The sequence below is a fragment of the Sphingobacteriia bacterium genome (assembly GCA_017304685.1).
Lineage (GTDB): Bacteria > Pseudomonadota > Alphaproteobacteria > Rickettsiales > 33-17 > JAFKLR01.
This window is the reverse complement of sequence record JAFKLR010000007.1, coordinates 13,341-27,886: the sequence shown is the minus strand read 5'-3', so window position 1 is coordinate 27,886 and position 14,546 is coordinate 13,341. Positions and strand designations below refer to the sequence as shown.

The window sequence follows — 14,546 nt, the reverse complement described above, 5'->3', positions numbered from 1 at the left end:
AATGGAATTACTTAATAAATCTATTTATTTAAGAGATTTTTATAAATACTTACAGAAATACTTTGAAAGAGAAGATGTGACTGAAATTATTATTAATAAACCAGGAGAAGTGTTTTTAGAGACTATCAGTAAAGATTGGGAAAGACATGAAGATGAGAATTTAAGTTTATACAATTTAGATAGATTTATATTTCACTTAGCAGCAGCTCAAGATATTTTTTATGATCCATATGAAACCCCTGTAACCTCACTTGAGTTTAGTGGTAACAGAATCCAGGTGATTTCAGGCGAATATACGAAGAATAGATTTGCAGCAGCTATAAGGCTTAATAGGGGTAAAATTTTTGAAGAAAACGAATTAAATTTTAATGACATATATGATTCGTCATACTCTATTCGCGAATATAATAACTTACTTGAATTTGAAAAAGATTCTACATTTTCAGATATTTTGAGTAAGGCAGTTGAATCTAAAAGAACAATTTTAATAGCAGGTGCTACTGGTACTCGCAAAACTACCCTTTTAAATGCTTTAGCTAGAAAAATAAATCTAAATGAAAGAATTATAACTTTAGAGGGTACTAAAGAACTTATTTTACCTCATCCTAACTGGTGTTCGATACTTTATCCTGAAAAATACGGATTAAAAGAAAAAAATATATTAAAAGAACTATTAAATACAACTCTAAGAATGCGTCCGGATCGAGTTATAATTGGCGAAATAAGATTGGAAAATGCCTGTGCTTTTGTATCAGCTTTAGATAATGGACATAATGGAACACTTGCAACTATTCATGCTAATAGCCCAATGGCTGCAATTGATAGAATTATTAGATATTTAAAAGATAACGGTGACGTGAGTGATTATGGTGCTCAAGATATAAAAGATCTTCTTATTGATAATATTTATGGGGTTGTTCATTTAGAAAATAGTGGGGACGGTAAAGTAAATAGACGATTTCATTTAACTAAGGAATTTGCTCATGAATTTGCTGCATAAAGGGTTTATAATCCTTAGTTTTTCTTTATATGCTAGTTTTATTGCTGCAATACCTAATACTTGGTTAGGAGATAGCCACCATCGTTTATCCTTATACATTTTAGCAGATGTTTTAAAAAAATATGGTTTGTTTTTACCTATGCCATATGTTTGCTCAATAATAGCTGGTATGTTATTTATAGCTTATGGCTATAATTTGAATGCTCGGTTAGAAAACCCTGAAAAAGAGTCTCGCTTTGCTACATGGTTTGACATTTTATATTTTAAATACAAGAAAAAGATTGATTACAATAAGGGCATTATTTTAGGTAAGAGGGGTAGTAAATTTCTATTTAATGATAGCCCTAAATCAGGCTTGTTAATTGCTCCTGCAGGAAAAGGTAAAACATCAGGTTTTATTATACCTATTATGTTTACATGTAAAAACTCAATTGTTTGTCATGATCCAAAAGGAGAAATATTTGAAAAAACACAGGAGCAAAGATCTAACTTCTCAGATATTTTAGTTTTTAGCCCTGAAGATGAAAAATCATGCGTATTTAATGTTTTTTCAAAAGAATTATTACCCAAAGATACAAGCAAGTTAATAGATTATGTAACGCAAGCTATAGAGATTTTAATTGAAAGGAAGCCTAATGAATATGGAAACACTGAATTTTTCAACAGTAGAGCAAAGATCGCATTATATGTACTTACTTGTTATCAAATAATAAAAAAAGGTGAAACTTCATTACCTAAAGTAAGAGAGTTATATACCTCTGATAGGGCTGATGTAATTTTTAAAGCTATCCTTAATGATGAAAGTACACCAGATTGGCTTAAAAGAGATTGTAATGATATCCTAAATGATACTTATAGCCATGAACAATGGAGTGGAGTTACCGGGGTTTTATCAAACTCTCTTGAAGTATTTAGAAGCCCTAATGTAATAAATGCTACTGATGGTAAAAGTGATATAATACCTTCTAACTTACGAAAACTTGAAAGACCTCTTACTGTATATATAATTGTTCCTCCTGCAAGCCAAGATAAGTTAAGTAAACTTGTAGCACTAGTATTCAATAGTCTTGCAAATAATCTTATTGCTGAGATGCCTTCTGATCTTGATCACAGTGTTACACTTTTGATCGATGAATTTCCCTTACTGGGTAAATTAAATAAACTAGTTAAATTACCAACAATATCAAGACATTATAAAGTTAATGCTTTGTATGTAGCCCAAGATATAGGACAGATAGAAGAAACTTATGGTAAACTCTCCACTAGGGTGTTATTAAACAACTGTGCTTATAAAATAGTATTAGGTCAAAATGATTTGGAAACTTCAAAGCTTATAAGTGATATGATTGGTACTAAAGTTATTGAGAAAAAAACTATAAGTAAAGGTAATAGATTATCTATTTCATCTTCTAAACAAGACAAAGCTTTAATCTCTGCGCAAGAGATTTTAAACCTTTCAGATAAAAAATGTTTAATTCTTTTAGAAGGCTCTTATAACCGTCCTATTTTAGCAAATGTACCTTACTGGCATTCAAATCAAAGGTTAGTTTCATGGTTAGATTAATTTTATTAACATTCTTATTCTTCCCTAGTATAACGCTTGCAGAGAGTTGTAAACCATACTTTAAAAGAGCTTCAAGTGATTTTGGTATACCAAATGGAGTACTTCAAACTGTCTCTCATATTGAAGCCAGAAAACATCCATGGACAATAAATGTAAAAGGTAAAGGATATTATTTCAAAACTAAGGAATATGCGGTTGATTATGTTAATAAGCTAATTAAAGCAGGATATAAAAATATAGATATAGGCTGCATGCAAGTAAATTTCAAATATCATGGTAAAAACTTTACAAATTTAGAAGAAATGTTTGAACCTGAGATTAATGTAACTTATGCTGCTAAGTTTTTGAGTACAAATTATAAAGAATTCAAAGACTGGAAAAAAGCCGTAGCCGCATTTCATTCTAAAGAAGAAAGGCTAGGACAAGTTTATTTAGGAAAGTTTTTAAGAGACTTTCATACATTTAATTAAATTGGAGGATTATATGAGTGATTTAAATAAAGAATTTATTATTTCTATTGAAAAGAATGATATAGGAAAAATAAAAGAATTAATTAGTCAAAATGTTGAATTAAAATCCTTTAAAATAGATTATCAATTGAAAATTCCTTTGTTTACTGCAATTAGAAAAGGCAACTTGAAAGTGATAAAGCTATTATTAGATAAAGGTGCGGATATTAATATTCAAGACGATAGCGGTAACACTGCACTACACATAGCTGTCTATGAAAACAATCCTGGAATAATGAAATTTTTATTAGATAGAGGAGCTAATCCTTATATTTCTAACAGTGATAGTGCTGCACCTATACATTTAGCTATTGATAAAAATTATCAAGGTAAAGAATTTATAGAGATACTCTGTAAGAAAAACTTTAATTTAAATATACAAAATAATTGTGGCTTTACCCCATTTTCATATGCACTTTATCACGATAAAAAAGGTGCAATGGCAGTTATGGTTGACTATGATATAAATCTGAACATTCAAAATGTGGAGGGAAAAACAGTTTTACATTTTTGTAGGGATATGCCTGCAAGTGTTATAGATTTACTTTTAGATTTAGGTGGTGATTTAACTATTAAAGATAAATATGGTAATACCCCACACCACTATATTGTTAATAGTTATAATTTTCATGCGATAGATAGATTTTTTGAAAATGATTCCTACATTAATATCCAAAATGACCAAGGTGAAACTCCTTTAAATTATTTTATTTCAAATTCTCATCCTAGTAATACTAATATTTTAAGTTTCTTATTACAAAAAGGAGCTGATGTGAATATGCCTGATATAGATGGAGAAACTCCTCTATTTAGAGCTACTTATTTAAATAAAAATAAATTTGAAGAAATTTTGAAGGAAAATGGAGCGAAAATGTATGAGATAAATAAAGAATTTAATATGAAAAATATTAGCGTAGAAAGTTATCATTTTATCAAAGAAGAAGTTGCTCAGGGAGAAAATTATGAAAACGAAAATGAATATATTTTTAATTAAATCGGAGAAATGATTATGATACAACATTACAAAGTAAATATTCATCAGGCTCTTAAAACTGTAAGTTTTTATGATACGGCTTTATATGTTCCAAAGTATATAAATATAACCTTTACAGATGAAAATAATAGTAATTTTCGACTGTTATAGAGTATTCTTATCCTGAAAAAACAGGCCCTTCAGATACATTAAAGTATATCAATGAAGAAATAAAAGGGAAGTTCACCCATGTTACATATAGTAACGATGAAAATTCTTATAAACAGCATGAAATCATAGAGTCTACCTTTAACAATCCTAATCCTGGCAAGTTATTTAACCACTTCAAAAAAGAAAACAATGTATTTAGAAATAAAAATATAACAAAACTTATTCAGAGGTAATTGATCGTCAATCGGATTATACATATCAAAACTTTCATATTACAAAACTAGATGAAGGTGTATATTTTCATCAAGAAAATAACTTAGAATTTGATTACATAAACTAGGAGATCTATATGGACGAAACTATTGAAAATGAAATTAAAAAATATAAAGAAAATAGAGAAAATCTTAGAAAATATAATAAGTGGCATATTATTAATTATAAAATTCTATTATTGGACCACCTATGCCCATATCCTGATTCTTTTAAATTCTGTGCTCTAATATTAATACTATCTTTTTGGGGAAAATTTATCGTGTTACACAATTCTTTTATAATTAATCCATTAAATACACCTTCTATTAAGGCTTTTTCATACAATGTCATTTTATTTGGAAATAAATTATTTAAAGCATGATGATGATTCAAAATATAAGTTAACGAGCTTAGAAATAAAGATTTTACTTCATGTTTACCTTTTGATTCTAAAAGAAACTTTTTTAAATAAGATACTGCAATTTCATTATACATATAAGAATCACTAGATAAAAACTTTAGACATACTTGTTTAGCTAATATAGGATCAACAATAATCAAATTTTTTAAATATTCATTTGAATATTTTTCAGATGTAGGAGAAAGCACTGATAAATATTCAAAACATATTAATCTTCCTAAATAATTTTTTTCGTTAAGTACTTTGGAATAATTTTCAATTAAGGCATAAGTATTATTTTGTGTAAAAGCTAGTTTAATTTTTTTTAAATGAGATATTTCTTGTTCATTTAGAGTATTGGTAAACTCTCTATAAATGTATAATATAAATATTTTAGCTCTTATAGACCATATTTTTCCATTGTTTGGGTTTAGTTTTAAAACCTCATTAAAATACTCAATAGATTTAGAATATTCTTTTTTTTTTAAACAAATAATGCCCTTACCGCTTAAAGCATTAATAGAATTTGTTCCATTCTCAAGAACTTTATCAAAACACGATTCAGCTTCCTCATATCTCTTTAAATAATATAAACAATTTCCTTTTCCATTCCAAGCCTCTGACAAAGTAGGCTTTATTTTAAGAATTTGTTCATAAATAGTTAGTGCTTCATTATATAACCTTGATTTATAAAGACCATGTGCTGTTAAAATAATATCATGTTTAAGATCTTGGTTATCTTTAGTAAGCATAAATTTATTATACCTCTTTAAGTTAATTTGGTAAATTTAATGTAGTTGTTGTTAAATCCGTAGTAAAATGTGTTATTATCTTTTGAATTAAATAAATTTATTACTAATTTATCAAATGATTCTATTAATTCAGAGTTTTTATTTAAGGAGTTAACTAACTCAAAATTTAATTCTGTATTATAATTCTCATGCGATAACAATACTGTAAATAGGGAAATCTTTTCAATTTTAAAAGAGTCTGGATCAAGCTTAATATTTACCAATATATTGAATGTATGTATTTCCCCTTCTAAAGGGGTTAAAGTTCTTATTAAAGGAATAATAGAATTATAATCAAGCAAAATTGTTTCGATTTGACCATTAATATTAAGAAAAGTGGCAACCGTATTAGCTAAAGCACTTACTTCAATATTTAAAGAAGAGGAAGGGCGAATCCGTTCATTATTATTAACTTGGGTAGTAAAATTTTCTAAATATGCACTGATAATGTTTTCACAATTTATGATAAGGTTAGTTTTGCAATCTAATCCTGGATATTTGTTATAAAAATCATTTATTAAAGGAAAGACAATAGTTTGTATTAATTGAGGTGTTAAATTCTCAGTGTATAGTAAGTTGATTTTATTGTTCAATTCTGAATGACTATAATCAGAAAATACTTTTTTATTAAATTGTATCATTTGAAAATGCATTAGTTTCATTTACAATTACTCATATAGAAATTTTCTAATGTAAAACTGAGTTTTTCTTCGGTATACGCAATTTCTAAAAGTTCATCCGCTAAATTTTCAAAATTTAATTCTCCGTTACCAGTTTTAATAAATGTTTTCCTTAAATTTACCCATTTTTGCATTACTTCTTTTAATGCAAGAATGGTCTCATCTATAAAATTAAATTGTCTATTGTGAAATGTTTTTTCAAAGGCTTTTGTAAATATATATCTATTTCCTAGTACAGATTGAGCAATATAAATAGGTATTCTATTAGTAAATAACCAAATAGTTAAAGAATCATCATAGTAATTTGGGTCAAAATATCGAATTGTTTCGCTAAAAGTCTTAATTCCTTCGATACCTAATGCTTGCATATTAATAAATTCACGACTAACTGTTTTTCGCATATTAATATAACTCTGTTTTATTAATTCGAAAAATTCCTTTTCCCAGTTAAGATCTGTTGAAGATAACTGATATTTTAGAAAATATAATCTATTTTCAAAAGCTTTATTAAAAACCTCTAAAGAAATCCAAAAAAACCCCTCTTTATTTTTATCCATTGTATTTGGAGAAAGTTTATCATATATAAGGACACTATTTTGGGTTTCATTATAATCTAAAATTGTAATAGTATGAGGCATACCTATGCCCACACCGATATGATGATAATAATCGATAAATAATGGTTCGGTATCTATAATTACAGGCTTTAATTTTAATTCAGTTCTCAATATTTTTTTCAAATCAATAGATTTTATAATTTCCCATTCGCTTTTAATTCCCATATTAAATTTAGGTTCAAAATAATCTAAATCGCTTTGTCCACATAAAATCCAACCTCTTGATTTTATGTTTGCTTCAATAGCAAACCCTAAAGGACTTGTAATTGCTTCAAAATAATAATCGAAATTTATTATTTTGAGAGCAATATACATACTTTCATACAGACAACTTAATCGATTCTTGATTATCATTAGTAGACTCATTATTTTTAATTTTATTAAAATGATTGGCTATTTCTTTTGAAATTAATATAGGTTTACCAACAGAGATGTTTTCACTTTTTACAAAATTTGCTTTTATACCATAACCTCCAAAAGGGTAATTTCCATTTTCAAATTCAAATATAGTCTGGTTTTTAGATATACAGTAATAATTATGTAATGATTCTGATAAGGTTTCTTCTCCAAAAACAGAAAGAAACATTGCATGTTCCAAAGAGTGATCATTTGATAAAAACTGACTTAATTCTTCAAAATTATCATAAGCAACAATATTGAAAACAGGAGAAAAATATTCCATAATTCCTGCCATATTTTTTATAGAAGATTTCAATACAATTGGATGCAGTAAATTATTATTCTCTACTTCTTCACGATTTTTATTGTAAATAACCCATTTATGGTTTTCAGTAAGATATTTTTGAACATCTTCCACAACCCCTTCATAAAAAATATCAGAGTAGTCTACTGAAGGATTATTTCTTGGACCATATTTTAAAAGCTCGAGCTTTTTTATCAAAAGTGTAGCATAATCATCAACAATTGAATTGGGAACAAAAATAATGTTTGGACACATACAATCTTGGCCAGAATTAAATATTCTGGAACTTATGCTTTTATTAGTAAATTCTTCTAAATCAAAATTATTTCCTAAGATCATTGCATTAGTCCCAGACCCGAAAAATAGAAATAAGTGATGCTTATGTCTTGATATTACTTCCAAACTATTTTCATATCTACCTGTAAAAATTATTACATCAGAAAAACCAACATTATATGCAAAGGTTCTTTGTCCAAAATTACATAGTTTAATTGGAGTTTTAAAATGGTTAGTAAATAATTCTACTATTTTTGAAGTAGGTGAGGAAACTTGATGCGAAGGTCTTATATATATATTTTTAGTATAGGCCGATGCAATAAGACAGTATAGCACAAATGTATATAAAATTGCATTAGAAGAATGATAAATTGCAATATTATTGATTTGAGGTGGATTTTCCTTTATTAATTCACTAGCTGCATTTTTTAAAACTCTTATAGATCTTTCAATTTCATCTTCAATACTTTTATAAGTAGCAATTTCAGTCAATATTTCAAATATAACGTTTCGATTTTGATCAATGAATTCTGCATATTGATCAAAAATTTTATATTCAGAAATTACCATGTTATACCTTCCCTCAATACGGTTTAATATTTAATATTTTTTTACACTAATTAACGCAACTATTAATTAATTATTTATAATAAACTATTTGTCAACTATTAAAATTTGATATAATAAATAACTAATTAACTTTAGAATGAGCAAGGCATGATTACTAAAGATGTATTGGAATTAATTACATACAAAAGTGATAAAATTGCAATTAAGGATGAAAAAAGGTCTTTATCTTATAAAGAATTAGATGAACTAAGCGATTTATTCTGCATTAAATTAAGGAGGCTTGGTGTAAAAGATAACGATTTAATTGGAGTTAGATTATTTTCATCTTGTGAATTAAGTATAGTAATATTAGGCATATTAAAATGTGGAGCAGGTTATGTGCCTATAGATGTAAATTATCCTATTGAACGTGCTAAATATATTTTAAAAGATGCAGAATGTAAGCTTTTAATATCACAAAAAGAAGATATTCTTAAAAATTTAGACGTAGAGTTCAAAATAACAAATATTCCATTTTCTATTAAAGAATTATTAACTTATATTAATGAAGAGCCATATAAAACTTCGTACAATCCTGATAACATTGCTTATGTAATTTATACATCAGGTTCAACTGGTCATCCTAAAGGTGTAGTAATAAAAAGGAAACATTTAACTAATTTTTTATATTCTATTTCTAAAAAGATAAAAGTTAATCAAAACGATATTTTATTCTCTCTAACACCCGTATCCTTTGATATATTTGGGTTAGAATTTTATTTAACCCTTATTTCCCAAGCTCAAGTAATAATATGTCCTAACCATTTAAGGACTGATATAGACTATATTTCCCAACAATTATCATCAAATCAAATTACCATTTTTCAGTCAACTCCTTCTACTTTAAGGATGTTAATTAATTCAAATGAAACATTTTATAATTTAAAGAAGGTCCTTTGTGGTGGTGAGTATTGGGACGCAAGTTTAGCAAACCAAATATTTAGTATTATAAATGATAATTGCGAATTATGGAATATGTATGGACCAACAGAAGCAACTATTTGGTCATCATGTTCATTAGTAGGTAAAGGAGAAAAAGAAATCTATCTAGGAGATCCTTTAGAAAATTATTTTTATTTTATTTTAAATGAGAATTTGCATACTACAATTGAAGGAGAGTTGTTTATAGGAGGTTCAAGTGTTGCAGATTCATATTGGAAAAATGAAAACCTGACGACTAAAAGTTTTATAAATCACCCTTTATATGGAAGATTATATAAAACTGGGGATATAGTAAGAAGAGTTGATAAAGGGTTAATTTATGTAGGGCGGAATGACTCGCTAATTAAATTAAGAGGCTACAGGATCGAGATAGGAGAAATTGAAAAAATTATTAATCTTCATGATAAAGTTGAAGTGTCGATAGTATTACCTCTAAAACTAAATGAAGAAGATCATTTACATGCAGTAATAATAAAAAAAGAAAGTACCTTAAATGAGAGCGAGATAAAGGAGCATATTTCAATGTATCTACCAAGTTATATGTGTCCAACCTATTATCATTTTTGTTCTTCTATTCCAATTTCTTTAAATGGTAAGATCGACAGAAAAAATATAAAAGAAATGTTAGAGAATAAATCATTAACGCTTTCAGAAAAAGATCGGAATTCTATTGTAGAAAATCAGGACAATATTACGAACAAATTAAAAACAATTTGGGAAGATCTTTTAAAAGTTAAGCAGATAGATGATTCAAGTAACTTCTTTCATTTAGGGGGACATTCATTAATGGCTGCAAGATTACTGTCGAAAATAAGAAAAGAAATTGCTTGTTCATTAACAATGAGAGAAATACTTGAAAATATTACTTTTGGCAATTTAAATAAAATAATAAAAAAGAAAATTGGAATTTCCTATCAAATAAGTAATTTATCTACTTTTTCTGAAAATCTCATTCCAGTGACTTTTGCTCAGTTAACTAATTTTAAAGAAGTAAGTGAAGGAGGTGGGTTAGCGTTAAAACTACCTTCTAGTTGGAATATTAAAGGATTACTCGATATAGAATTACTTAAAAAAGCTTTTAAATATGTAATTAATAGACATGATTCATTAAGATCTAGTTTTATTCATTTACAAAACGAGCTTAAACAGTCCATCCATAGTAATGTTGAATTTGATATTATAATACATGATATCTCTCAGTTGAATGATTCTTTAAAATATAAAGAAATAGAAAATTATATTATTGAAAATGAAAATTTGATAATTGACCTTACTAAGCCGCCTTTATTTAACGTCTCCATAATTAAAAGCTCCCCACTAGAGCATATACTCTTGATAAATTTTCATCATATTATTGTAGATGGTTGGTCAAAATCTATCATCTTGGATGAAGTATGTAATTTTTATAAAAATCAAACTCATAAAAATAGTAAGGAAGTAGTACAATTCAAAGAATTTGTTCAATGGGAAAATAAATTTATACATTCTGATGAAGGTAGAGCCCAGTTAAAATATTGGAAAGAGATACTATCAAATAATGATATTCTTATACTTAAAGAAGATATTGATGAAAGAAAGGATTATAGAGGAGATATAAAATATTTCAAATTAGAAAATTCCATTATAATAGAAAATATTAATAATATTTGTAAATCTTATAATCTTACAATCTTTACCTTTTTTACCGCTATCTTTGTTATGGTAATATATAAACGAAATACGGATAATCAAAATATAATAATAAGCACTAATGTTGCTAATAGAGTAACAGAAGAGTTCGAAACTACGGTAGGGTTGTTAATGAATACTTTACTAATACCGATAGAAATCAATAATGAATTAGGGTTTACGGAACATCTAGAACAAGTAAAAAATAATGTTATTGATAGTTTAAACAATCAAAACATACCATTCGAATATATATTAGAGGAGTTAGAAAAAGAATATTTAATGAAATATAAACATTTGGGGATGGTTCAATTAAACTTTCGAAACAATCTTACAAGCGATATTAATTTAGGTAATGAAATCCAATCATTTAAAATGCAAAGACATCCAAAAACCTCAATCCTTTATTTTATTATGGATATTTGGACCACCCAAAATTCTATTGAAGGAGCAATAGAATTTTCTACTGAGCTTTATAGCAAAGAGTTTATTGAATCTTTTATTGATGATTTTAAACTATTAGTAAAAAACGTATCAGATAATCCTTTTATAAAAATAAAGGATATAATTTATAATGAAGAGAATCGGTATGCAATTTAGTTTATTCTTTTTTTCTAGCTTATTTTCATATAATGAAAGTCAGAAATATAATTTAGTAATAGAAGCTACTAAATTTGCTGATAAAAATAATTTTAAGGCTGTATGGCTTCCTGAGAGACATTTTAATGATTTCGGCGGATTATTCCCTAATCCAGCATTAATTGGTGCTGCATTATCGACATTAACGACTGAAATACAAATTAGAGCGGGAAGTGTTGTACTCCCTTTAAATAACCCTATTTTAATTGCCGAACAATGGGCTTGTTTAGATAACCTGACAAATGGTCGAATCGGATTATCTGCTGCCGCTGGTTGGCACCCCGATGATTTTATACTAAACCCTGAAAATTACCCTAAAAGATATGAAATTCTTTATCAAAATATTGAATTAATTCAAAAGCTTTGGGAAGATCAGAAGGTAGATGCTTATAATGGTAATAATAAACTTATTCAATTTAGTATATTTCCTAAACCCATTCAAAAAAAACTCCCTTTATGGTTAACAGCAGCAGGTAGTATAGAAAATTTTGAGAAAGCGGGTAGAATTGGGTGTAATATTCTTACACATTTATTAAATCATGATATAAACCAATTAAAAGACAAAATTGAATTATATCATAAGGTTTGTAAAGAAAATAATTTTAAAGGTCATGTAACGTTAATGCTTCATACTTATTTAGGGGAAAATAGTGATGTAATACGCGATTTAGCTTATAAACCCTTAATAAAATATTTGAAGAATTCGATGGAATTAGAAAAAAGAGCAAAAGGAATAGATGAATTAATAGATAATGATGATGAAGAGATTCTTTTAGATTTTGCTTTTGAAAAATATTTTGAGAATGGCTTATTTGGTACTGTTGAAAATTGTAAATTTTACGTTAATCAGTTAAAGAAAATCGGTATTGATGAAATAGCTTGCTTAATTGATTTCGGCCTAGAAGATAAAAAAATTATGTCGGGCCTTAAATATTTATCTGATCTCAATAATATTTTTCTTTCCTAAATTTATGAACCTTAAACATCTTATACATAATATTCATAATCTTGAACTTAAGAAAGAAGAAATTCACTTATGGTTTGTAAATTTAAACAGTAAAGAGTTTAGTATAATTAATTATTTCCCCAATTCACTAGAAGAGGATAGAATAAAGAAATTAAATTCAATGTGTAATAAATTACTTTTTATAAATAGAAGGAAATTTTTAAAATTGCTTATTTCTAAATATGAAAAAAAAGATTTAATGGAAATTCAAATAAATTCCAATAAAAATGGTAAAGAAGAAATCAAAATAAATGGACAAGCTTCTACATTAAACTTTTCTTTAAGTAAATCCGGTAATATTTTAGCTATATCATTTTCTTACAATAAATTTTTAGGAATAGATATAGAAAAAGAAGATCCAAATATTATAGAAGATATAAATCAATTTTTTAATCCATTTGATAAAAGGTATTTTTTTCAAAAATGGACAGAATATGAGGCTTTATTAAAAGCCTTAGGAAAAGGAATTCCTAATTTACCTTACGATAACCCTTCAACTTTTAAAAAACTAGCAAAGTATTATAAAAATCCGAATGTATTTAAATTATATTTTAGGCCTTTTCCTAGTTACTTTTGTAGTTTAATTACTTCCTCTTTCAGGTGTATAAAGTTTTTCCATCTCGTTGATTGAAATTTTTTCTCTTATACTTGATTTTTGTTTATATATATTTTCCTTTAAGAACTTTATAGACTCCTGATATAAAGGATTAGAAATATGTTCTTCAGTTTTATCTAATCCTAATACTTCCCATTCTTCTAATTCTTCAAGCGGTACAGGATAATGGTTCCCCAGAATTTGCATACGAATCCATATGCTCAAGATAAACTCAGTAGCTGGTTTATATGCATTAAATCTATAAAAAGAAAATAAATCTACAGAAGTTCCAAAATATTCATTTAAAAGTAATATATTTTGGTTTTCGTCAAACTCTGAGTGCGTAGATAAATAAGCTATATCCCAACAAGGATCAGTATTTCCAGAATATTCCCAATCTAATAACATAAATTTATCTTTAGTTTCTAGAAAATTCCTTGGATTTGGATCATTATGGCTTGGAGAAAGTGGAAGAGTGTAATGACTTAATATCTCTTGTAATTGTTTTAACTCTTGTAATAAATCCTTATATCTATTAGACAATTGTCCATTTAAGTTATAAATTATATTTTCATAATGTTTTATAATCAAAAGATTATTGATATTATTAGCAAATGGTGATTTTAAATTATGTAATCTATTTAATGTAACTGCCATTTTCTTTATATTTTCATTAGAAATGTTTTCCTCTTCATCCAAAGGAGGATTTCCTTCTAAAAAATCTCTGACAAGAATGCCACTTTTAGCTTCAAAATACAAATTTTTAGGGCAAATGCCTAAGTTTGAACTTACCACATTAGTATTGTGCTCTTCATGATTTCGATTAATGTGTTTTTCAGAATCCTTACCAGGAACTCTTAAAACATATTTTTTTATAATATTATTTTTTGATAAAGAGACTAAATAATTATGATTAGACCAACCATCAAGCTTCTTTATATCCTTTATATTTGATAAAGAATCTTTAAAGAAGGGTAAGTTTTCAATTATATGATTTATATCTGGTTGATCAGAAGGGACCTCATTCAATTTTCCTAATGAGAATGTTGACATAAGTTTTTTACCTCTAAAATAATGTGCACTAAAATCTCGACTATAATTATAAAGATATTTTTTATAAAATGAAGAGGCGATAGTTTTAAAAAGCATAG

Annotated in this window: 12 protein-coding genes; 7 read left to right on the top strand and 5 right to left on the bottom strand. The window is 26.9% G+C overall.

The genetic code is table 11. The features are described from left to right. Position 1: 1 nt before the first annotated feature. The 4 genes from tadA to J0H68_09615 are packed head-to-tail and all read left to right on the top strand — an operon-like array spanning position 2 to position 4,067. A complete protein-coding gene (gene tadA / locus J0H68_09630) occupies positions 2-1,000 on the top strand; it encodes a Flp pilus assembly complex ATPase component TadA (GenBank protein ID MBN8828953.1) in 999 nt (332 codons plus the stop codon). Further along, complete coding sequence (locus tag J0H68_09625) at positions 984-2,564, top strand: type IV secretory system conjugative DNA transfer family protein (GenBank protein ID MBN8828952.1); 1,581 nt, start codon at positions 984-986, stop codon at positions 2,562-2,564. The genes tadA and J0H68_09625 overlap by 17 nt, the downstream gene beginning before the upstream one ends. After that, positions 2,552-3,034, top strand: coding sequence for a transglycosylase SLT domain-containing protein (locus J0H68_09620; GenBank protein MBN8828951.1), 483 nt, complete (start codon positions 2,552-2,554; stop codon positions 3,032-3,034). Before J0H68_09625 ends, J0H68_09620 begins: the two co-directional genes overlap by 13 nt. A 13-nt stretch (positions 3,035-3,047) precedes the next feature. Beyond that, entirely contained in the window at positions 3,048-4,067 is a 1,020-nt protein-coding gene (locus J0H68_09615; GenBank protein MBN8828950.1) for an ankyrin repeat domain-containing protein, read from the top strand. Positions 4,068-4,652: 585 nt separating this feature from the next. Here the strand turns inward: J0H68_09615 and J0H68_09610 are convergent. Genes J0H68_09610 through J0H68_09595 form a run of 4 tightly spaced genes read right to left on the bottom strand, consistent with a single transcriptional unit; the run spans position 4,653 to position 8,506 of the window. Further along, positions 4,653-5,621, bottom strand: a complete 969-nt coding sequence (locus tag J0H68_09610) for a tetratricopeptide repeat protein (GenBank protein ID MBN8828949.1) — start codon at positions 5,619-5,621, stop codon at positions 4,653-4,655. Positions 5,622-5,638: 17 nt separating this feature from the next. After that, the gene (locus J0H68_09605) at positions 5,639-6,322 is read right to left on the bottom strand and encodes a hypothetical protein (protein ID MBN8828948.1); all 684 of its coding nucleotides are present in this window, start codon (positions 6,320-6,322) and stop codon (positions 5,639-5,641) included. Then, the gene (locus J0H68_09600) at positions 6,319-7,272 is read right to left on the bottom strand and encodes a hypothetical protein (protein MBN8828947.1); all 954 of its coding nucleotides are present in this window, start codon (positions 7,270-7,272) and stop codon (positions 6,319-6,321) included. Before J0H68_09600 ends, J0H68_09605 begins: the two co-directional genes overlap by 4 nt. A 4-nt stretch (positions 7,273-7,276) precedes the next feature. Continuing rightward, complete coding sequence (locus J0H68_09595) at positions 7,277-8,506, bottom strand: aldehyde dehydrogenase family protein (protein MBN8828946.1); 1,230 nt, start codon at positions 8,504-8,506, stop codon at positions 7,277-7,279. Positions 8,507-8,653: 147 nt separating this feature from the next. Between J0H68_09595 and J0H68_09590 the strand changes: the two genes are divergently transcribed. From J0H68_09590 to J0H68_09580, 3 genes are read left to right on the top strand one after another with little or no spacing between them, the layout of a single operon-like run. Further along, complete coding sequence (locus J0H68_09590) at positions 8,654-11,755, top strand: amino acid adenylation domain-containing protein (protein MBN8828945.1); 3,102 nt, start codon at positions 8,654-8,656, stop codon at positions 11,753-11,755. After that, complete coding sequence (locus J0H68_09585; protein ID MBN8828944.1) at positions 11,745-12,761, top strand: LLM class flavin-dependent oxidoreductase; 1,017 nt, start codon at positions 11,745-11,747, stop codon at positions 12,759-12,761. The genes J0H68_09590 and J0H68_09585 overlap by 11 nt, the downstream gene beginning before the upstream one ends. Before the next feature lie 4 nt (positions 12,762-12,765). Further along, entirely contained in the window at positions 12,766-13,431 is a 666-nt protein-coding gene (locus J0H68_09580) for a hypothetical protein (protein ID MBN8828943.1), read from the top strand. Here J0H68_09580 and J0H68_09575 read toward each other — a convergent pair. Then, positions 13,381-14,544, bottom strand: a complete 1,164-nt coding sequence (locus J0H68_09575; GenBank protein ID MBN8828942.1) for a phosphotransferase family protein — start codon at positions 14,542-14,544, stop codon at positions 13,381-13,383. The two genes, J0H68_09580 and J0H68_09575, sit on opposite strands and share 51 nt — an antisense overlap. Between the last annotated feature and the right edge of the window lie 2 nt (positions 14,545-14,546).